Annotated in this window: 14 protein-coding genes and 13 pseudogenes; 11 read left to right on the forward strand and 16 right to left on the reverse strand. The window is 64.9% G+C overall.

Annotated elements, in window-relative coordinates; translation table 11 throughout:
• Nucleotides 1-108: 108 nt before the first annotated feature.
• A pseudogene (locus FQ389_RS13845) lies at nt 109-1845 on the reverse strand (N-acyl-D-amino-acid deacylase family protein).
• A gap of 71 nt (nt 1846-1916) precedes the next feature.
• Between FQ389_RS13845 and FQ389_RS13850 the strand changes: the two are divergent.
• Together FQ389_RS13850 and FQ389_RS13855 are read left to right on the forward strand one after the other, a co-directional pair.
• A pseudogene (locus FQ389_RS13850) lies at nt 1917-2428 on the forward strand (mycothiol transferase).
• Between the two features lie 91 nt (nt 2429-2519).
• Nucleotides 2520-3298 (forward strand): annotated as a pseudogene (locus tag FQ389_RS13855) (hypothetical protein).
• Here the strand turns inward: FQ389_RS13855 and FQ389_RS13860 are convergent.
• The 9 genes and pseudogenes from FQ389_RS13860 to FQ389_RS13875 form a co-directional block, all read right to left on the reverse strand.
• Nucleotides 3295-3902, reverse strand: a pseudogene (locus tag FQ389_RS13860) (RskA family anti-sigma factor). The pseudogenes FQ389_RS13855 and FQ389_RS13860 overlap by 4 nt on opposite strands.
• A gap of 179 nt (nt 3903-4081) precedes the next feature.
• A pseudogene (locus FQ389_RS13865) lies at nt 4082-4782 on the reverse strand (cytochrome c biogenesis CcdA family protein); the annotation flags it as partial.
• Nucleotides 4783-4821: 39 nt separating this feature from the next.
• Nucleotides 4822-5246: pseudogene (locus FQ389_RS22600) on the reverse strand (MMPL family transporter).
• On the reverse strand, nt 5212-5409 hold the full coding sequence (locus FQ389_RS22605; RefSeq protein WP_407662890.1) for an MMPL family transporter: 198 nt from the start codon (nt 5407-5409) through the stop codon (nt 5212-5214). Before FQ389_RS22605 ends, FQ389_RS22600 begins: the two are co-directional and overlap by 35 nt.
• Nucleotides 5321-6103 (reverse strand): MMPL/RND family transporter, encoded by a 783-nt coding sequence (locus FQ389_RS22610; RefSeq protein ID WP_407662892.1) that lies wholly within the window; start codon nt 6101-6103, stop codon nt 5321-5323. The genes FQ389_RS22605 and FQ389_RS22610 overlap by 89 nt, the downstream gene beginning before the upstream one ends.
• A 39-nt stretch (nt 6104-6142) precedes the next feature.
• On the reverse strand, nt 6143-6250 hold the full coding sequence (locus tag FQ389_RS22615) for a hypothetical protein (RefSeq protein WP_407662891.1): 108 nt from the start codon (nt 6248-6250) through the stop codon (nt 6143-6145).
• A 119-nt stretch (nt 6251-6369) separates the two neighbouring features.
• A pseudogene (locus FQ389_RS22620) lies at nt 6370-6714 on the reverse strand (MMPL family transporter); the annotation flags it as partial.
• A complete protein-coding gene (locus FQ389_RS22625) occupies nt 6681-6827 on the reverse strand; it encodes an MMPL family transporter (protein WP_407662889.1) in 147 nt (48 codons plus the stop codon). The gene FQ389_RS22625 and the pseudogene FQ389_RS22620, both read right to left, overlap by 34 nt.
• 22 nt (nt 6828-6849) lie before the next feature.
• Nucleotides 6850-6945: pseudogene (locus FQ389_RS13875) on the reverse strand (MmpS family transport accessory protein); the annotation flags it as partial.
• Between the two features lie 198 nt (nt 6946-7143).
• Here FQ389_RS13875 and FQ389_RS13880 point away from each other — a divergent pair.
• The gene (locus tag FQ389_RS13880) at nt 7144-7833 is read left to right on the forward strand and encodes a TetR family transcriptional regulator (RefSeq protein WP_144208600.1); all 690 of its coding nucleotides are present in this window, start codon (nt 7144-7146) and stop codon (nt 7831-7833) included.
• 71 nt (nt 7834-7904) lie between these two features.
• Here the strand turns inward: FQ389_RS13880 and FQ389_RS13885 are convergent, their stop codons facing one another.
• The 4 genes and pseudogenes from FQ389_RS13885 to FQ389_RS13900 form a co-directional block, all read right to left on the reverse strand.
• Nucleotides 7905-8357, reverse strand: coding sequence for a DUF5078 domain-containing protein (locus FQ389_RS13885; protein WP_144208604.1), 453 nt, complete (start codon nt 8355-8357; stop codon nt 7905-7907).
• A 62-nt stretch (nt 8358-8419) separates the two neighbouring features.
• Nucleotides 8420-8766, reverse strand: a pseudogene (locus tag FQ389_RS13890) (crotonase/enoyl-CoA hydratase family protein); the annotation flags it as partial.
• A gap of 162 nt (nt 8767-8928) precedes the next feature.
• Nucleotides 8929-9249 carry a hypothetical protein gene (locus FQ389_RS13895; RefSeq protein WP_260860770.1) on the reverse strand — a complete coding sequence of 107 codons (321 nt, stop codon included), beginning with the start codon at nt 9247-9249 and terminating at the stop codon, nt 8929-8931.
• A complete protein-coding gene (locus FQ389_RS13900; protein ID WP_260860771.1) occupies nt 9246-11285 on the reverse strand; it encodes a prolyl oligopeptidase family serine peptidase in 2040 nt (679 codons plus the stop codon). The genes FQ389_RS13895 and FQ389_RS13900 overlap by 4 nt, the downstream gene beginning before the upstream one ends.
• 76 nt (nt 11286-11361) lie before the next feature.
• Here FQ389_RS13900 and exaC point away from each other — a divergent pair.
• From exaC to FQ389_RS13930, 6 genes and pseudogenes are all read left to right on the forward strand, one after another.
• Nucleotides 11362-12888 (forward strand): annotated as a pseudogene (exaC, locus tag FQ389_RS13905) (acetaldehyde dehydrogenase ExaC).
• 47 nt (nt 12889-12935) lie between these two features.
• Nucleotides 12936-13426, forward strand: a pseudogene (locus tag FQ389_RS13910) (DUF779 domain-containing protein).
• On the forward strand, nt 13423-13701 hold the full coding sequence (locus tag FQ389_RS13915) for a putative holin (RefSeq protein WP_144208610.1): 279 nt from the start codon (nt 13423-13425) through the stop codon (nt 13699-13701). The pseudogene FQ389_RS13910 and the gene FQ389_RS13915 overlap by 4 nt, the downstream one beginning before the upstream one ends.
• On the forward strand, nt 13694-14296 hold the full coding sequence (locus FQ389_RS13920) for a hypothetical protein (RefSeq protein WP_144208613.1): 603 nt from the start codon (nt 13694-13696) through the stop codon (nt 14294-14296). The genes FQ389_RS13915 and FQ389_RS13920 overlap by 8 nt, the downstream gene beginning before the upstream one ends.
• A 69-nt stretch (nt 14297-14365) precedes the next feature.
• Complete coding sequence (lpdA, locus tag FQ389_RS13925) at nt 14366-15763, forward strand: dihydrolipoyl dehydrogenase (RefSeq protein WP_144208616.1); 1398 nt, start codon at nt 14366-14368, stop codon at nt 15761-15763.
• An 8-nt stretch (nt 15764-15771) separates the two neighbouring features.
• A complete protein-coding gene (locus FQ389_RS13930) occupies nt 15772-16047 on the forward strand; it encodes a hypothetical protein (protein ID WP_144208619.1) in 276 nt (91 codons plus the stop codon).
• A 4-nt stretch (nt 16048-16051) separates the two neighbouring features.
• Here the strand turns inward: FQ389_RS13930 and FQ389_RS13935 are convergent.
• Both FQ389_RS13935 and ramB read right to left on the reverse strand, forming a co-directional pair.
• Nucleotides 16052-16597 (reverse strand): annotated as a pseudogene (locus tag FQ389_RS13935) (carboxymuconolactone decarboxylase family protein).
• Between the two features lie 25 nt (nt 16598-16622).
• Nucleotides 16623-18029 (reverse strand): annotated as a pseudogene (ramB, locus tag FQ389_RS13940) (acetate metabolism transcriptional regulator RamB).
• Nucleotides 18030-18209: 180 nt separating this feature from the next.
• Between ramB and FQ389_RS13945 the strand changes: the two are divergent.
• Together FQ389_RS13945 and aceA are read left to right on the forward strand one after the other, a co-directional pair.
• Nucleotides 18210-19004 (forward strand): acyl-[acyl-carrier-protein] thioesterase, encoded by a 795-nt coding sequence (locus tag FQ389_RS13945; protein ID WP_144208622.1) that lies wholly within the window; start codon nt 18210-18212, stop codon nt 19002-19004.
• 259 nt (nt 19005-19263) lie between these two features.
• Nucleotides 19264-20550, forward strand: a complete 1287-nt coding sequence (gene aceA, locus FQ389_RS13950) for an isocitrate lyase (protein ID WP_144208625.1) — start codon at nt 19264-19266, stop codon at nt 20548-20550.
• The last annotated feature ends 119 nt before the right edge of the window (nt 20551-20669 follow it).

Consider the following 20669-nt stretch of genomic DNA (forward strand, 5'->3'; position numbering starts at 1 on the left):
ATCCAGGACCGGCGTAAAGGAGAGCCGAATTGATCTCTGGCGGCAAACACGCATAATGCGGGCTCGTCACTGCAATAACTTAACCGGGACGGACCTGTCTTTGTGGCGTTATGGGGCGGGCGCAATTCGGCGGCCCCGCACTAGTTTCCGGGGCGGGCGTCGGTGGGTTTCCCGCGCTCGGCGATGACTTCGCCGGACACGATCTTGGCCACATACCCGTCGGCGGTCTGGTCCAGCCGCCGGCCACCGGCGGGCAGGTCGTAGGTGATCACCGGCTTGTAAACGTAGTCTGGCGTGGTCAATCACGTTCAGGTCGGCCTTGTATCCGACGGCGATGCGGCCACGATCGGCCAGCCCGGCCACGCGTGGCAGGGACCGATGTCAGCTCGCGGACCGCCTCGGGCACCGAGAAGCGGCCGGACGCGCGGTCGCGGGCCCAGTGTGTACAGAAAGAACGTCGAATAACTGGCGTCGCAGATCATCCCGTAGTGCGCGCCGCCGTCGCCGAGACCGAGCACGACGTCGTCACGGTGCAGCAGTTGTCCCACGGTGTCGAGCGAGTTGCGTTCCATGTTGCTGGTCGCGACCAGCAACATGGCCCGACCGTCGTCGTCGAGCAGCCGGTCGTACGCCTCCTCCATCGGGTCCACCCCGCGCGCCCTGGCCCGGGCGCCGATGCTGTCGGCCGGGTCGGGTTCGTAGTTCGGGGTGTCGCCCAACGGGAAGATCCAGTCCCACATCTGCGCGACGTAGAGGAATCGGGTGGCTCTCGGCGGGCTTGTCGGCCAGGATGCGCGCGCGGACCTCGGGCTTGCGCATCTCGGCCACCTGCTCGGCCAGCAGCAGATGCGCGATCTGCTGATATGAGGGGTAAGAGCACGAACGGGTTGGCGGTGAGCTGCAGCCCGATGATCAACCCGATAGGGGGCAGCTGCGCGGTGACCCGGACGTCGCCCGCATTCTTGTTCGCCTTCTCGACCATGTTGATCGCGTCGGGCCAGGTCGGTTCGCCGGCGTTGGCGACGACGAAGGTGAAGGTGACCGGCAGGTCGACCTCCTCGGCGACGTCGAACACCGTCTGCAGCACGGGTTGTTGATAACCGCCGGCCGGAATGTCGGGCACGAATTGCAGCAGCCCGCCGCCCCCGTTCACGACGCCCTTGGCGATCTCCGCGATCTCCTCGCGGGCCGCGTCGTAACTCGGTATCGGAGAACCGCTTTCGGTCTTGTGAATAGTCAGCCGCGACGACGCGAAGCCCAGCGCCGACCTCCATGGCCTCCTTGGTCAGCGCGCGCATTCGCGCGAGATCCTCGGCGGTGGCCGGTTCCCGGTCGGCGCACGCTGGCCCATCACATAGACCCGTAACGGAGAGTGCGGCAGGTAGGCGGCCACGTCGATGTCACGCTTGCCCGCACCGAGGGCGTCCAGATACTCCGGGAAGGTCTCCCAGCTCCACGGCAGCCCGTCGGTCATCACCACACCGGGAATGTCCTCGACCCCGGCCATGACGTCGACGAGGACGTCGTGGTCTTCCTGGCGGCAGGGTGCGAAGCCGACCCCGCAGTTGCCCATCACTACCGTGGTCACCCCGTGCGCGGAGGACGGTGTCAGGCGGTCCGACCAGATGGACTGTCCGTCGTAGTGCGTGTGCAGGTCCACGAAGCCGGGCGTGACCAACAGGCCGGTCGCGTCGATCTCGCGCTGCGCGGAGCCGCTGCTAGCGGTGCCGTTGCGGGGTTCGATGGCGACTATGACCCCACCGGCTACCCCGACGTCGGCGACGAACGGCTCACCCCGAGACCATCGACGATGGTGCCGTTGCGAATCAGGAGGTCATAGCTCATCTAATCAATCTACGACCGTGCCCTTATTTGTCCAAAATCCTCCAGCTTCCCAGGCTCGTAGTGTCGTTGGTATGTCAGATACCGACGCCGCCCGCGAAATGCTCCGGGACGCGTTCACCCGCTTGATCGAGCACGTCAACGAACTCACCGAGGGACTGACCGACGAGGTGTCCACCTACCGTCCGGCGCCCGACGCCAACACCATCGCCTGGCTGATCTGGCACAGCGCCCGGGTGCAGAACCTTCAGCTGGCGGACGTCGCCGGTGTAGAGGAGGTGTGGACCCGCGACGGCTGGGTGGACCGCTTCGGCCTGGACCTGCCCCGCCGCGACACCGGCTACAAGCACAGCGCCGGGACGTCGCCAAGGTGCGCGTGCCGGCCGACCTGTTGGCCAGCTACTACCACGCGGTGCACAAGTTCACCTGCGACTACGTCGCCACGGTGACCGCGGCGGAGCTGGCCCGCATCGTCGACACCAACTGGGACCCGCCGGTGACCGCCAGCGCGCGGATCGTCAGCATCATCGACGACTGCGCCCAGCACCTCGGGCAGGCGGCATACATTCGCGGCATCGCGCCGTAGCCGGGCCCGTACATTGGGCACGTGCGGATTCCTCGCGACGCTGGTGCTGTGGCTGACCACCACGCTGGTGCTGGCGGTCGCGGTTCCAGCGATGTGGGCCCAACGAACCCTCGTCGACGAGGACGGCTACGCCGCGCCGGCCCAGCGGGCGGCCACCGATCCCGCCCTGCAGTCCGCGATGGCCGGCGAACTCACCATCCGGACGATGACGCTGATCGCCGAGCACGGCGGCGAACGTTATCCGGTCGACAGTGCGCAAATACATGATGCCGCGGCCACTTTCACGGCCGGACCCGCATTCCCGCCGCTGATCGCGACGGCAAACCGCGCGGCGCACCGCTGGCTGTTCGACGGAGCGGACTCCGGCGACTCCTGGGCCATCGACCTCGCCCCGATGCTCAACGACAGTGCGTTCCAACAGATCTTGAGCGAACACAACGTGCAGGTGCCCGCGACGCTGACGGTCCCGCTGACCGCGTCGGTGCCGCATTCGCTGCGGCAGGGCGCCCTGCACCGGCTCGCCGTGTGGGGCCCCTGGGTGAGTCTGGGGGCGGCCGGGCTGTGCGGGGTGTGCGCCCCCTGCTGACGCTGCTGGCGGCGCGACGCCGCGGCAAGGCGATGAGCAGCCTCGGGGTCTCGGCGCTGCTCGTCGGCACGGCCGGCTGGGTGGGCATCGAGGTCGGTGCCCACTATCTCAACGAGGCGCTCAATCGCAGCACGGGCGATGTTCGCCAGATCGCCGACGTCATGGTGCACAACGCGGAAGCGGCTCTGCGCCAATGGCTCAACCTGACGTTGGCCGCCGGCGCGGCGCTCGTGGTGCTCGGCGTCGTCCTCGTGATGCTAGGCAGCCTGATGAAGAAGGCCTAGCTCAGCGGCAGGGTGGCCAAGATCGGTGTGGTCGGTCGCGGAGATCCGGCGCCGAGTTCGAGGGTGAACGCGAGCGCCAGCGGCTTTCCGGGATCGGTCAGCGTCGCCGTCATCGACGATGACACCGCCGCACTAGCCATCGTACCGGCCGACTTCGGGCCCTTGGGCTCGATCAACCACAACTGATACATGGTGCGCGGGGACGGCGCCGCCACGTTGTTCAGCACCAGCACACCGGCGTTGCGGTCACTGGAGAACACCACGGTGGCCGTGCCGTTGGCCAGCAGGCGTGACACCGTCCGCACATCCGGCGCCGCCATCACCTGCTCGGCGACCGACGGTGGTGACTCGGGGCGCAGCACCGCTTGGATGCCGACGCCAGCACGGCGGCCCGCAGATGCGCCGGCGGTTCGACGCTGGTCACGGCCGAGACGACGGCCATCGTTTCCCGGACGGCGCGAACCTCGTCGGTGAAGGCGGCCGCGACTGGCGCGGGCGCGGCTGCGACCTGCCGCTCGATGTCGGCGCGCTCCGCATCGGACACGGCGTGCAGGGCGTACGGCGCGGCGAGTTCGAGCAGTTCGAAGTCGTTGGGAGAGGTCATGCCACGTCCAAGCAGTTGCGTAGTCCACGCAGCGCGTCGCGGATGCGGGATTTGATGGTCGACATTCGCGCACTGTTCGAGTTGCGCAGAACCGTTGCTGCAGTTGGAGATCAGGCCGCTGCTGGTTATGCCCTGGTCGAGCTGCAGCGTGTTCCCGGCGGTGGACCGCGGTGTGCTGCTGGGTTTGAGCGAGTGCTGGATCTCGTCGACGCCGATCCGGTTCTGCATCGCCGTCGTGTAGTCGGGCACCGCGCGCTGCAGCATCGCGGGCAGATTCAACACCAGTGCCACCGCGAGCACAATCATCGTGATCCCGCCGGCGATCTGAATCACCCGTTGTCGCCGGCGGAAGGCCGCCACCCGTTCGGCCACCTGCAGCCCGGCCAGCACGAAAGCCAACTGCGGCAATGCATTTCCGAGCGCGAACGTCGTGGTCAACACGATAGTGGCGGGGCCGAGCTACGCCGTGCCCCCGGCGACGACGATAGCGGCCAGCACCGGGCCTGCGCTCGGCACGTACAACGCGCCGAGTGTCAGTACAAGGACGAAACCGTATGCGTTGCACCAGAATTGGCGCTGGGTGCGGCAAACGGCCGCTCGACCAGGTGCTGCAGCGGCGGGAAGATCAACCCCAGGCCGATCAGGACCAACACCACCAGCGCCGCCCACCGGATGGCCTCCTGCGGCAGATGCAGTGCCGACAGCAGGGCGGACCCGATCAGCGTGGCCAGGCTGAACCTGCACACCAGCCCGGCGATCACCAGGTAGGGTCGCATCGCGGAATCCAGGCCGCGGGAGCGTGCCCGGTTGGTGGCAGGATGCACGGCGAGATGCCGGTGATCAGGCCGCCGAGGAGGCCGATGAGCGCAATGGTGTTCATACAATGGTATTCGCAGCCGTCAGGGTGTCGGATGGGATTTCAAAGACTGTGACTTACCACGGTAACTGTCTGCGGCGAGTGGGGTACCGCCCGCGTCGTCGCAGCGACCGTTGCCGGCGGGACGGGAACCGGCCGCGGCCGGGACCGAACGCGCATCGGCCACCAGAACCAGCGTCCCAATAGGGCGGTGATGGCGGGCGTGATGAACGATCGCACGATCAGCATGTCGAACAGCAGACCAAGCCCAATCGTCGTGCCCAGCTGGCCGATCACCCGCAGATCGCTGACCACCGTGGACGCCATCGTGATGGCGAACACCAGCCCGGCGTTGGTCACCACCCTGCCGGTGCCGCCCATCGAACGGATGACGCTGGTTTCAGCCCGGCATGAATCTCCTGCCGGAACTGCGACACCAAAAGCAGGTTGGAGTCAGATCCCACGGCCAGCAACACGATGACCGACATTGCGAGCACCGACCAATGCAGCGGGAACCCGAGCAGATTGCTGCCAGATCAGGACTGTCAGGCCGAAGGAAGCGTCAAAGGAAAACGCGACGGTGCCCACGATGACGGCGGCGGAGACGAATGCCCGAATGAGGATCAGCATGATTACGAAAATGAGGCACAGCGCGGAAACTTCGGCGATGATGAGGTCGTAGTTGGCGCCTTCGGAAATGTCTTTGAACAACCGCAGCCGTGCCCGCCACGTAGATCTTGGCGTCTTCCAGCGAAGTTCCCTTCAAGGACTCCTCGGCTGCGGCGATGTTGTCCCGCAATTGGTCTGTGGCATGGACCATTTTGTGGGTGACGCCGTCCATGTCGTGGGTCACCGTTGCTGTCTGTGCGGTGATGCCGTACACGCGCTGCAAGGCGTCGATGGATTGCTGGAGATCGTCGGCCTCCTTCAACAGGTCGTTCATCCGACCCCGCTGGTACTTCATGGTTTGCAGCTGGCCGGCGTTTTGCATGCTCAGCTGAAACGGTATCGGGGTGTGATCCATCGTGGTTCCGTCGGGCCTGGTAATGCCTTGCACCCGAGCGATTCCCGGAACCCGGAAGACGCCCTTGGCCAACCGGTCCAATATCAGCGTGTCGGTCGGGTTGCGCAGATCGTGATCCTCCTCGATCAGCAAAACCTCGGGCTTGAGCCGCGCCTGGGAAATATGGCGGTCGGCCGCCGCGAATCCTTGGTTGGCCGGCAGCGACGTCGGCAGAAACGCGCGGTCGTTGTAACTGGCGGTGTACCCGGGCAGCGTGACCAAGCCGACGAGCGCCAACGCGCAGGACGCGGCCAGAACGGGGAGGTGCCAACGAACCACCACGGCACCCACCCGTCGCCAGCCGCGGTGTTGGGGCGGTCTTTATGGGGTCGAACAGGCCGAACCAGCTGCCGATGACAGGACCGCCGGTCCGAGCGTGAGCGCGACGACGACCGCGACGATCGTCCCCAGCGCGCAGGGCAGTCCCATGGTGTTGAAATACGCAAGCCGGGCGAAGCTGAGGGAGAAGGTGGCTCCCACGATACGTCAATCGCGGAACCCGCGATGACGTGGGCGGTGCCGCGATACGTTGTGTAGAAATCGGTTTCGGGATCTTTGCCGGACGGCCAGGCTTCCTGATATCGCCCGATGACGAATATCCCGTAGTCGGTTCCGGTCGCGATGGCCAGCGAGGTGAGCAGGCTGACCGCAAACGTGGTGAGCCCGATCGAAGTGTTGTGTCCGAGCACTGCGACGGCTGTACGTGCCGCCGTCGTCTCGACGCCGACCGTGAGCAGAAGCAGGGCGACGGTGACGATCGAACGGTAGACGACCAGCAAGACAATTGAGATCACGACGACGCGGGCGGCGACCATCTTCGTCATCGACTCGTCGCCGCTGTTATGCATGTCGGTAGCGATCACCGACGCACCGGTGATCCACTGGCCAACCATAAGTCCGGAACGCTTCGCACATACCGGGTTTCGGCGCGTAGCTTGGCGACCAGTCGCTCGTAGTAGGCGTGCGCGTCGTCCCCGAGGGGTTTGGCGGCCTCCAGCACGATCATCGCCGAATTGTCGGAATCTCCCTAGGCAGAAGGTGTATGCGTTGACCTCATGCGAAATCCGGTCGGCTTTGACCTCGCCGGCGATCGTGATCCGGCAACCGATGCTGTCGCTATTGCCTTAGGGTGGAACCTGTGGGGTTGCCCACGGCATACGAGTTCGGTGTCCACGTTTCGAATGCGCAGATTATCTAAACCTTACCTAAAAACTGTCTGTACACCCTCGGGGCACCGGTTTCCATTCGGGGGAGCGAGTGTGATGAACCTTAGTGTTTTCGTCTCAATGCGCAGGCCAAGAGGCTAGCGAAAAGCACGCACTGTGCGTTACGCTTGGTCGGTGGCGCAACTCACGTTTCAGCGCGCCCGCTCGGAAGAGAATAAACGCCGGCGTGCTGCGGTGCTCGTGGAGGCCGCGCGCTCGCTGGCGCGTGAGAAGGGCGTCGCCTCGGTCACCTTGACCGCGGTCGCCGGCCGGGCCGGGATTCACTACTCGGCGGTGCGCCGCTATTTCACCTCGCACAAAGAGGTTCTGTTGCATCTTGCCGCCGAAGGGTGGGTGCGCTGGTCGGATTCGGTGTGCGAGAAGCTCGCGGAGCCGGGCCCGATGTCGCCGACACGAGTCGCCGAGACGTTGGCCGACGGGCTGGCCGCCGACCCGTTGTTCTGTGATCTGCTCGCCAACCTGCATTTGCACCTCGAGCATGAGGTCGAAGTCGAGCGGGCCGTCGACATTCGGCGGACCATCTCCGCGGCCGCGGTCGCGCTCGCCGACGCCATTGAACGTGCGTTGCCCGGCCTCGGTCGCTCCGGCGCGTTCGACAGCATGATCGCCGCCTATTCGTTGGCGGCAGCGTTCTGGCAGATCGCCAACCCACCGAAGCGACTCGCCGACCAGCCCGAGTCCATCCCGCCCGAGTGGAACATAGACTTCGTCTCCGCCCTCACCCGGGTACTCTCTGCCACCTGCATCGGTCTCGTCGCCGAATCGCAACGAGCGCAACGAGATTGACGTCGTTCCGCATATGAGCAATTAGCCCGGCCCTGGCCGGGCTAATTCGCGAGGGTCTCGGGGCTAACGGGTCAAGCCCAGTTCCAGACCGACATGTCGCCGGGCGGGTACTGCATGCAGATGTCGGTGCTCTTGGCCACGACGCCCTTGTTGTTGAAGAAGATCTTCATGTGGTTGGGCCAGGCCACCCACAGCGGGTCGGATACCGGCGCGTAGAAGTTCTCCGAGTAGCCGCGACGGTCCTGCGGCGCTAGCGCGAAGAACCAGTGCGCCTTGTCGATCGTCGCCTGCTGGACGTTCGGGTGGTTGTTGAAGTCGATCATGTACCGCTGGTAGTACACCGGGCTGGTGTCCCGGGTGGCGGCGAGGATCTGCTCGGCGTCGCAGCTAGTGTTGATCATCCGGCGGGGGATGGGAAAGTCTTCCGTGGAGTCGGCGACCGCGGTCTGTGGGAAGGCCACAGCGTCCATACCGAGGGCAACAGCGACAGCGCCTGCGTGCAGGAATGAACTCAGCCGAGACATAGAGATAACGGTAGCACTTCGACTGATACGCGGGCGAGTCTCCGCCAACTTTCTAGTTCGGCTTAGTAGCTATCGCTATCAGGGACGATGACGTGCGAGGGGTCGGGGCGCAGCTCCGGCAGGGCCTGGCTGTAGTCGCCGAACGGGCCGTCGCGCCGCTCCACCGCCGCCCGCACTCCCTGCGTTGCGGCGGTGCGGATGAAGCCCAGGGCGTCCGGATATTGCGCATCAGGCCGTTGAGGATGCCGCCCAGCGTCTGGGTGGAGGCCAACCCCATGTTCTCGTAGGCCTGGTTGAGCTTCTGCGCCTGCAGCTGCGACCACGGAATCCGTGCCAGTTCGGCGGCGATCTCCGCGAGGCGTGCCTCGAGACGGGCGAACGGCACCGCCTCGTTGATCAGCTCGATCTCGGGCCTCGATCTCGTCGGGCATCGGCGGGACGATCGTGTTGAGGCGCTCGGGGCGGTTCAGCGTGATGGTGGCTACCGGGCCAGCGGTCCGGTAGAGCAGGGTTTCGAAGTCGGACGCGGAACGCGAACGTCGATGCAGGCATAGTCCGAGTGGGGCTAGCGCTATTGGCCGGGCGGGTCGGGTTCGCGATTCTCCGGGTTCGACGCGTAGATCCGGTCGCCGATCTTCAGGTACGGCGTCGTCAGATAGGCCGTCACCACGACGATGCTGCCGAAGATCAGCGTGGTCATCACCCCGTTCGGCCAGAGTTTGCCGGTGCCGAACGCGAAAAAGAGGACGCCCAGCGCTGAGGTGCCCCAGTAGAAATAGCGCCCCTTGCGGCGCTGGGCGATGAAGCGAAAGCAGGACTGCGCCCAACCGGCGATGATCAGGACCAGGCTGGCGATGACCAAACCGAATTCGATGATGTCGAGAATCTTCACGGTTGGCCTCCCAGCGTCCGCCACAGAAACGAATAACTCAGCGCCGCCTTGAACGCGGCCTGCTCGTTGTCCGCCGCGCCGGCGTGTCCGCCCTCGATGTTCTCGTACAGCCAGACCCGGTGGCCGGCCGCCTGCAGTGCCGCGACCATCTTGCGGGCGTGGCCGGGATGTACCCGATCGTCGCGCGTCGACGTGGTGAACAGCACCGACGGGTAGCGTCGGATCGACGAAATATTATGGTATGGCGAGTATTTGGATATGAACTCCCAGTCGTCCGGATTGTCCGGGTCGCCGTACTCGGCGACCCACGACGCGCCGGCCAGCAGCACGTGGTAGCGCTTCATGTCCAGCAGCGGCACGTCGCACACCAGCGCGCCGAATTTCTCCGGGTATTTGGTCAGCATGATGCCCATCAGCAGTCCGTCGTTGCTGCCGCCCTGCGCGCCAAGCTGTGCCACGGTGGTGATGCCGCGTGCCACCAAATCGTCTGCCGCCGCTGCGAAATCCTCATCCACCTTGTGCCGGTTCTCGCGCATCGCCTGGGTGTGCCAACACGGGCCGTATTCGCCACCACCGCGGATGTTGGCCATCACGTAGGTGCCGCCGCGGGCCAGCCACAGCCGGCCTAACACCCCGCTGTAGCCGGGTGTCCGGGACGACTCGAAACCCCCGTAACCGCCGAGCAGGGTGGGTCCGGGCCCGGCGGCGGCCCGCGAACGTACTATGAAATACGGGATGCGGGTCCCGTCCTTCGACGGCACAAAATACTGTTGCACGTCCAGGTTCTCGGCGTCGAAGAACGCCGGTGCGGACTTGATAGGTTCGAGGTGCCGAGCGTCGGTACCGCGCAAGAGCTGAGATGGCGTAGTGAATCCGCTTGAATCCAAAAAGAATTCGTCGCCAGTGTCGTCGGCGGCGACAACGACGGTATTGGTCGCCGGAGGTATCCCGGTGACCACCTCGCGTCGCCAGGTTCCCGTCGTGACGATTTCGACGCGGCTGGCCACATCGGCCAACGTCACCAGCAGCAGCCGGTCCCGGGTCCACGCGCTCTGATGCAGGAAGGTGTGCTCGTAGGGTTCGAACACAATCTGTAAATCTATTGTCCCGCTGATGAATTCGTAATATTTGGCGGCCAGCAGGGAGCCCGCGCGATAGGTGATGGTGCCGACGATCCAATCGCTGCGCAGCTCGATCAGCAACCACTCGCGGTGTACCGACACGCTGGCGTCGGTGGGAACGGCGATTCGGATCATCTCCGAGCCGAGGACTTCGTAGATCTCGGAGTTCCAAAAGTCAATCGAGCGGACGGCGAAACAGCGTTCGAAACCCGGCGTGCGGTCGACGTTCGCCGAGACTCTGACATCGCTGGGGGTCCCCTCGAACAGTGTCTCGGCCTCCTCGAGTGGGGTGCCGCGGCGCCACCGTTTGACGATCCGCGGATAACCGGACTCGGTCAGCGAGCCGGGGCCAAAGTCGGTACCCACCAGCACCGTGTCCGGATCCACCCACCCGATGTCGGACTTGGCTTCCGCAAGGGTGAACCCGTCAGCGATGAATTCTCGTGTGGCCATGTCGAATTCGCGCACGATCACTGCGTCCGAACCGCCGCGGGACAGATTGATCAGCGCCCGGGTGAATTCCGGCTCGATCATCGTGGCGCCGGCCCACACCCATTTCTCGTCGTCGGCGTGCCCCAGCGCGTCCACGTCGATCAGCACGTCCCAGTCCGGCGCGTCGCTGCGGTAGCTGTCCAGGGTGGTGCGTCGCCACAGCCCGCGCGGGTTGGTGGCGTCGCGCCAGAAGTTGTAGAGGTAATCGCCGCGGCGCCGCACGTAGGGGATCCGCGCGTCGGTGTCGAGAACTCCCAGCGCCTCGGTGCGCATCCGCTCGAACTCGTCGTCGCAGAATTCGGCCAGCGTCGGTTCGTTGCGGGCGCGCACCCAATCCAGGGCCTGCTCGGAGGTGACATCCTCCAGCCATAGGTAGGGGTCGTCTTGCTCGCGATTCTCGGCGGCAGCAACCTCTGCGGTCATGGAAGCCATTGTGGCCCCAGCGGTAGTATGAGCTGTAGCACAAGAGTGGTTGACGGGCCGAGCGAGGAGCCGAAAGATGACCGTTTTCGCACGTCCAGGTGCCGCTGGGGCGCTGATGTCGTACGAGTCGCGGTACGACAATTTCATAGGAGGTCAATGGGTCGCACCGAAACAAGGGCCGGTACTTCGAAAACCCGACACCGGTGTCCGGCCAAACGTTCTGCGAAGTGGCGCGGTCCGACGAGGCCGACGTCGAGAAGGCGCTCGATGCCGCGCACGCCGCCGCCCCGGCATGGGGCAAAACCTCCCCCGCCGATCGTGCAACGGTGCTGAACAAGATCGCCGACCGCATTGAGGCCAACCGGGACTCGCTGGCGGTGGCCGAGGTCTGGGACAACGGCAAACCGATCCGCGAAACGCTCGCCGCCGACATCCCCTTGGCCGCCGATCATTTCCGGTACTTCGCCGCGGCCATCCGCGCCCAGGAGGGCTCGCTGTCGCAGATCAACGAGGACACAGTTGCCTACCACTTCCATGAGCCGCTCGGCGTCGTCGGGCAGATCATCCCGTGGAACTTTCCGAATCCTGATGGGCGCCTGGAAGCTGGCCCCGGCGCTGGCCGCCGGGAACACGGTGGTGCTCAAGCCCGCCGAGCAGACTCCGGCCTCGATCCTCTAACCTGATGTCGCTGATTGGCGACGTCATCCCGCCGGGGGTGGTGAACATCGTCAACGGGTTCGACGTCGAGGCCGGCAAGCCACTGGCGTCCAGCGACCGCATCGCGAAGGTGTCGTTCACCGGGGAGACCACGACGGGCCGGCTGATCATGCAGTACGCCTCGCAGAACCTGATCCCGGTCACCCTGGAACTCGGCGGGAAAAGCCCGAACATCTTCTTCTCCGACGTGATGGCGGCCAACGACAACTTCCAGGACAAGGCGCTGGAGGGGTTCACCATGTTCGCCCTCAATCAGGGCGAAGTTTGCACCTGCCCGTCGCGCAGCCTAATCCAGTCCGATATTCACGACGAGTTCCTGGAGCTCGCCGCGATCCGCACCAAGGCCGTCCGCCAGGGCGACCCGCTGGATACCGAGACCATGTTGGGCTCGCAGGCCTCCAACGATCAGCTGGAAAAGATCTTGTCCTACATCGAGATCGGCAAGGGGGAGGGCGCCAAGCTCGTCACCGGCGGTGAGCGCGCCGAGCTGGGCGGCGACCTGTCCGGCGGCTACTACGTGCAGCCCACCACCTTCTCTGGCAACAACAAGATGCGCATCTTCCAGGAGGAAATTTTCGGGCCGGTGGTGGCGGTGACGTCGTTCACCGACTTCGCTGACGCGATGAGCATCGCCAACGACACCATCTACGGCCTGGGCGCCGGGGTGTGGAGCCGCGACGGCAACACCGCCTACCGGGCCGGACGCGAGATCAAGGCCGGCCGGGTGTGGGTGAACTGCTACCACGCTTACCCGCCGCACGCGGCGTTCTGTGGTTACAAGCAGTCCGGGTTCGGCCGTGAAACCCACAAAATGGCGCTCGAGCACTACCAGCAGACCAAGAACCTGCTGGTGTCCTACGCCGAAAAGGCGCAGGGCTTGTTCTGATGAGCTAGGTCCCGGCCGGCGTCGTCGTCAACGCCGCGGCCGCCGATTTGCTGGCCACGCTGCAGGATCGGCACGGCCCGGTGATGTTTCACCAGTCGGGAGGCTGCTGCGACGGGTCATCGCCGATGTGTTACCCACCCGGCGACTTCCTCGTCGGCGACCGCGACGTCCTGCTCGGCATCCTCGGCGTGGGGGCCGACGGCGTCCCGGTGTGGATTTCGGGTCCGCAGTACCAGGCTCACTATCGAGGCGAGAACAAAACCCAGCTAATCATCGACGTGGTGCCCGGACAGGGCGGCGGGTTTAGCTTGGAGGCCCCCGAGGGTGTGCGCTTTCTCAGTCGCGGCCGCGTCTTCACCGATTAGGAAAAGCTCAGCTAGAGGCCGAATCGGTGATCACCCGGGCGGTGTACGAACGGGGTGAGCGGCCCTCGGTTCGGGGCCCGGTGATTGACCCCGTGATTGAGCTGGTGGTTGACGAAGCCGTGCCAGAAACGTGCCCGCCCGTATTCGCTGACTCAGTAACCTCGATGAGGTGATCCCTTTACCGCGTCCCTGGTTACTGGCCAGCGCGATGCTGATGGGCACCGCGGTCGGCCTGCTGGTGGGGGTGGCGCTGACCGTGCTGATACATACCCCGGTCCGCCCCGACCTGGTGATTGTCCTGGTCGTCGGGTTGCCCAGCGTGCTCGGGCTGTTGACCATCCTGTTATCCGGACGGCGATGGGTCACCATGCTGGGCGCGTTCATCCTGGCCCTGGGGCCCGGTTGGTTCGGGGTGCTGGTGGCCATCGAGGTGACGGGCCGTGGCTGACAACGAAACCGAACGCGGTCCCGCCACCAACCCGGGCACCGAGCCGTTCGTCCCCGACTTCGCCGACGACACCGGCCCCGGCACGCAGGGATTCGTGCCGGATTTCGACGACACCGGCGCCCAGCCGATCCCCATCGTCGGCGAGCCTCGGGCCCCGAAGAAGGACGCCGGCGGACCGGACAAGGACGACGTCGCGGACGCTTTCGAACCGGACGCCGGGGCGGAGGAGCCGATCGGCACGCCGGTGCAGTCGGTCACCGTGCCGGGCCGCTACCAATACCTGAAATGGTGGAAGCTGGCGCTGGTGATCCTCGGCGTGTGGGCGGTGACCGCCGAGGTCGGCCTGAGCCTATTCTACTGGTGGTATCACACGCTCGACAAGGCGGCGCCCGTATTCGTGACGCTGGTCTACGTGGTCGCCTGTGTGGTCGGCGGGGTAATGCTGGCGATGGTGCAGGGCCGGCCGGTGGTCGCGGCGCTGTCCATCGCCGTGCTGGCGGGACCGTTCGGCTCGCTGCTCGCCGCGGCCCCGCTGTACGGCTACTACTACTGCGCCCGGGTCGGCCACTGTCTGATCGGCGTCGTCCCGTATTGACCGACCGGCCGGGGTGGTGTGGCCCACGGTGTCGTGCGGTGAGAAGTCGCCGCCCACTAATGTGGGCTCGTGACTTCCCACTATGACGTTGTTGTCCTCGGAGCCGGTCCCGGCGGTTATGTCGCAGCCATCCGCGCCGCGCAACTGGGCCTGAATACCGCAGTCGTCGAACCGAAGTATTGGGGCGGCGTTTGCCTCAACGTCGGCTGCATCCCGTCCAAGGCGTTGCTGCGCAACGCCGAACTCGTGCACATCTTCACCAAAGACGCCAAGACTTTTGGCATCAGTGGCGAGGTGTCCTTCGATTACGGGGTGGCGTTCGATCGCAGTCGCAAGGTGGCCGAGGGTCGCGTCGCCGGTGTGCACTTCCTGATGGAAAAGAACAAAATCACCGAGATCCACGGCTACGGACGGTTCACCGACCCGCGCACGCTCTCGGTCGATCTCAATGACGGTGGCACCGAGACGGCCTCCTTCGACAACGCCATCATCGCCACCGGTAGCAGCACCCGCCTGGTGCCCGGTACCTCGTTGTCGGAAAACGTGGTCACCTACGAAGAACTGATCATGTCGCGTGAGTTGCCGGAGTCGATCATCATCGCCGGCTGCGGGGCGATCGGCATGGAGTTCGGCTACGTGCTGAAGAACTACGGCGTCGACGTGACCGTCGTCGAGTTCCTGCCGCGCGCGCTGCCCAACGAGGACACCGAGGTCTCCAAAGAGGTCGAGAAGCAGTTCAAGAAGCTCGGCGTCAAGATCTTGCTCGGCACCAAGGTCGAGTCGATCACCGACGAGGGGTCCGTGGTCCGGGTCGCGGTCAGCAAGGACGGTAAGTCCGAGGAACTCAAGGCCGAAAAGGTGTTGCAGGCCATCGGTTTTGCACCCAACGTCGAGGGCTACGGCCTGGACAAGGCCGGCGTCGCGCTGACCGATCGCGGGGCGATTGGGATCACCGACTACATGCGCACGAACGTGGACCGCATCTTCGCAGTCGGTGACGTCACCGGCAAGCTGCAGCTCGCCCACGTGGCCGAGGCCCAAGGTGTGGTGGCGGCCGAAACTATCGCCGGCGCAGAGACTTTGGCGCTTGGTGACTACCGGATGTTGCCGCGCGCCACCTTCTGCCAACCGAATGTCGCGAGCTTCGGGCTCACCGAGGAGCAAGCCCGGGCAGAGGGCTGCGACGTTGTCGTCGCCAAATTCCCGTTCACGGCCAACGCGAAAGCGCACGGGGTGGGCGACGCCAGCGGTTTCGTCAAGCTGATCGCCGACGCCAAATACGGCGAATTGATCGGCGGCCACCTAGTTGGCCACGACGTGTCCGAGCTGCTGCCCGAGCTGACGCTGGCGCAGAAGTGGGATCTGACCGCGACCGAGCTGGCCCGCAACGTGCACACCCACCCAACCATGTCCGAGGCGCTGCAGGAGTGCTTCCATGGCCTCATCGGCCACATGATCAACTTCTGAGCCGGTACATGCTGCGCGGCGAGACCATTCTCGGTGCCCTCGGCGGGGCCGCGACCGGCTATGTGCTGTGGTTGTTTGCCATTTCGGTCGTCAGTGATAACGCGACCGTCGGGCACTGGGCGCCGCTGGTGCTGCTGGCGTCGGTGGCGCTCGGCGTCGCTGCCGCAATCTTCGGTTGGCAACTGCGGCGCCAAGGCAAGTATCTGTGGGCGGCGTTCGCGTTCGACCTGCCGGTGCTGCCGGTGATTCTGACGCTGGCCGTGCTGGTCGACGTGCTCGCTTGACGCCTTACCGCGGGTTGTCCAATTCGATGTTCAGCGCGCTGATGGTCGCCGCCAATCCATCGTATTGTGTTGCAAGCAAACATAATTAGATCAGACGGCGCCGGTCGAGATGCATAGCAAGCTGTTGCCAGGTGGGGTCGCTGATGGACCGGTTGTTGATCAGCTCGTCGATCGCGTTGAGCAGCGCCTGCTGACGCGCGCTCAAGATCACGCGCGGTCCGTCACCGGTGGGGGCGTCGGGCCACGCGAAGATCGCCTCCTGCACCTGCGCGTCTAGACCGAACTGGCGGCCCATCCGGCGATGGTGCTGCAATTCGTATTCGCTGCCGCGCAGATGCGCGACCCGCAGGATCACCAATTCGGTGTCGATCCGGAGCAGCCGGCCGCGCAGCAGCCGCCCGCCGTACAGCGACCACGTCCAGAACAGGCTTTGGCGCTGGCCGAGAGTGGTGAACAGATGCATCTCCGGCGCGGAGACGGTGCGGGCGGCCGCCTTTGCCAGCGCCCAGTTGATCGGGCCCAGCCGGCGCAACTTGGTGGACGACGGAATGCGGGCGACGTGGCCCGGTGATCGGTCATGGCTGCTTCACCAGGTACGGCGACACCGTGCTGCGGTGCTCGTCGAGACTGAGTGCGCGACCCAGCGCCGGGAAGGCCCGCTGTAGATAGTTATCGCGTTCGCAGACACGGCAACCCGCACCGATGGAGGTGGCAACGTTACCCGACAAATCGAGTCCTTCCGAGTATACGAGCCGGTGCGCGTGCCGCAGCTCGCAGTCCAGTCCGATCGCAAAGGTCTTACCCGGCTGACCCTACCGGGCGGCGCGGCGTTCGACGGTGCGCGCCACCCACATGTAGTTGCGACCGTCGGGAATCTGGGCGATCTGCACCAAGATCTTGCCCGGGTTGGCGAACGTCTCGTAGACATTCCACAGTGGGCAGGTCCCGCCGCTGGACGAGTAGTGAAAACCGGTGGCGGACTGGCGTTTGACATGTTTCCGGCCCGATCCACCCGGACGAACGAGAACGGCACCCCCACATCGAGGGCCACTGCATCGTCGAAAGCTGGTGCGCGATGGTCTCGTAGCTCACCGAGTAGAACGCCGACAGCCGTTCGACGTCGTACCGGAAATTCTCGTCCACGTCGTGGAACTGGCCATAGGGGAGGACCGCGGCGGCGGCAAGTAGTTTGGCCAGACCCAGCCGTGCCAGCGTGTGCGACTCGGGGCTGGTGAACTTGCCGTCCGCGACCATGCTGTCGATCAGGTCACCGAACGCGAGATAGGCCAATTCGGCGGCCATCTTGAACACCTGCTGACCCTGCGACAGGTGATTGCTGATCTCCAGCGTCTTGGTCTTGGCGTCGTAGCGGTTGCAACACGGTGTCACCGAGATCGACTCGCCGGTTGATGTGCACGCCGTGCACCTCGGTGAGGCGGCGGGTCAACTCGTGGGTTAGATCGCCCTGGTTGAGCCGGGTGTGCAGGGTCATGTCCTCGGCGGCGGTATCCAGCTCGTGCAGGTAGTTCTGCCGCTCATAGAAGTAATTGCGCACCTCTTCGTGCGGCATCGTGATCGACCCGCTGCCGCTGCCGTCGGAGTAACGCTCCTCGGTGGCCGCGGTCAGCTGGACGGTGGTGAGCCGGTAGTGCCGGTACAGGTTGACCACCGCGCGGAATGGGCGCCGACTGTGTCGGCGACCTCGGAGGGTATCGACGTTGATGCCCAGATCGCGATCCATCGTCACCTCCCGCAGCTCGGCGACCAGCCGGGTGTCGTCCTGGGAGGCGAAGAACGTCGCGTTCACCCCGAACAGTTCGGTGATGCGCAGCAGCACGGCCATGGTCAGCAGGCGCAACATCGTGCTCGATCTGATTGAGGTATCTCGGCGAGATCTCCAGCATCTGGGCCAGGGCGGCCTGCGAGAGCCCGCGCTCGTTGCGCAGTTGGCGAACCCGTGAACCAACGTACATTTTCGACATCCAGCGCGCCTACCTGCAATGCCAAGGAAGACTTAGCAGACTTGGCAGCCGTCGGCGGTTCTCGACATCGTTTGGCGTTTTGCCTTCTCGTTGGCATGATTCGCACGGAGCCCTGAGGTGGACTCGGGGGGGGGGTCGCTGGCTCGGGTCAGTTAATTAGGTCGACTGGGGAGCGAAGTCGTGAGTCTGGACAAATCAATGATGCCGGTGCCCGACGGTCACCCCGACGTGTTCGACCGCGAATGGCCGCTGCGCGTGGCCGACATCGACCGCACCGGCCGGCTGCGGCTGGACGCCGCGTGCCGGCACATCCAGGACATCGGCCAGGACCAGCTGCGCGAGATGGGCTTCGAGGAGACCCACCCGCTGTGGATCGTGCGACGCACCATGCTCGATTTGCTGCGGCCCATCGAGTTCCAGGATATGCTGCGGTGTCGACGGTGGTGTTCGGGTACCTCGAACCGGTGGTGTGAGATGCGGGTCCGCATCGACGGGCGCAAGGGCGGCCTGATCGAGTCCGAGGCCTTCTGGATCAACATCAACCGCGATACCCAGATGCCGTCGCGTATCTCCGACGACTTCCTCGCCGGCCTGCACAAGACGACGTCGGTGGACCGGTTGCGGTGGAAGGGCTATCTCAAGCCGGGTAGCCGCGACGATGCCACAGAGATCCACGAATTCCCGGTCCGGGTCACCGATATCGACCTGTTCGACCATATGAACAACTCAGTGTACTGGAGCGTCATCGAGGACTACCTGGCGTCGCATCTGGCGCTCATGGCCCGGCCGCTGCGGATCACCATCGAGCACGAGGCACCGGTGGCGCTCGGCGACAAGCTGGAGATCATCTCGCACATCCATCCGGCCGGTTCGACCGATCAGTTCGGTCCCGGGCTCGTCGATCGGCCTGTTACAACGCTCACATATGCGGTCGGCGACGAGACTAAAGCGGTCGCCGCGCTGTTCAATCTTTAACAGGACAAGCGTCCCGTTAAATTGTGCGCTGACCTGCGCATTCCGGTTACCGGCGGGTAGCTTCTGAACCGGTTCAGTTAGCCGCATCTTCGCAACCTTCGCAATATGGGCGCGCAGTCATGGCCGAAATTGGCAAGGAAAATGGGTGGACCTGCATCAACACCCTGTGTCATTGTCGGTTGAGCATACGAGCGAAGTTGAGCCACAGTCATCGCAAGACGCGCGGTCCCGGCTCAGAAGAACATAAGGAGCAAGCCCAATGTCTGTTGTTGGCACCCCGAGAAGCGCCGCAGAGATTCAGCACGACTGGGACACCAACCCCCGCTGGAAGGCGATCAGCCGCACCTACACCGCCGAGGACATCGTGGCCCTGCAGGGCACCGTCGTCGAGGAGAGCACGTTGGCCCGGCGCGGCGCGGAGGTGTTGTGGAACCAGCTGCACGAGCTCGAGTTCGTCAACGCGCTGGGCGCGCTGACCGGCAACCAGGCGGTCCAGCAGGTCCGTGCCGGCCTGAAGGCCATCTACCTGTCGGGTTGGCAGGTCGCCGGTGACGCCAACCTGGCTGGCCACACCTACCCCGACCAGAGCCTGTACCCGGCCAACTCGGTGCCGCAGGTAGTGCGCCGCATCAACAACGCGCTGCTGCGTGCCGACCAGATCGCCAAGGTCGAGGGCGACACCTCGGTGGAGAACTGGCTGGCCCCGATCGTCGCCGACGGTGAAGCCGGCTTCGGTGGCGCGCTGAACGTCTACGAGCTGCAGAAGGCGATGATCGCCGCGGGTATCGCCGGCTCGCACTGGGAGGACCAGCTGGCCTCGGAGAAGAAGTGCGGCCACCTGGGCGGCAAGGTGCTCATCCCGACCAGCCAGCACATCCGGACCGTTACCTCAGCCCGGCTAGCCTCCGACATCGCCGACGTGCCGACCGTGATCATTTCCCGCACCGACGCCGAGGCCGCGACCCTGATCACCTCCGACGTCGACGAGCGCGACAAGCCGTTCATCACCGGTGAGAGGACCAAGGAAGGCTTCTTCCACGTCCGCAACGGTCTGGAGCCGTCCATCGCCCGCGCCAAGGCCTACGCGCCGTACTCCGACCTGATCTGGATGGAGACCGGCACTCCGGACCTCGAGCTCGCGGCCAAGTTCGCCGAAGGCGTCAAGGCTGAGTTCCCGGACCAGATGCTGGCTTACAACTGCTCGCCGTCGTTCAACTGGAAGAAACACCTGGACGACGCGACCATCGCGAAGTTCCAGAAGGATTTGGCCGCGATGGGCTACAAGTTCCAGTTTATCACCCTGGCCGGATTCCATGCCCTCAACTACGCGATGTTTGATCTAGCTTACGGCTACGCCCGCAACCAGATGAGCGCCTACGTGGAATTGCAGGAGCGCGAGTTCGACGCCGAAGAGCGCGGCTACACCGCGACCAAGCACCAGCGCGAGGTCGGTGCCGGTTACTTCGACCGGATCGCCACCACAGTCGACCCGACGTCGTCGACCACTGCGCTGGCCGGCTCCACCGAAGAGGGCCAGTTCCACTGACGATGCGCGGCCCTTGACCGCGAGGAGGAAGTGGAACCACGAGGTGAGCCACTTACGATGCGCGGCTCTGACCGAACGTAGCATCGGTGGTGAGTTTCCGATCGAATCTTCGCCCCCAG

This window comes from Mycobacterium tilburgii (assembly GCF_902168065.1).
Taxonomy (GTDB): Bacteria; Actinomycetota; Actinomycetes; order Mycobacteriales; family Mycobacteriaceae; genus Mycobacterium; species Mycobacterium tilburgii.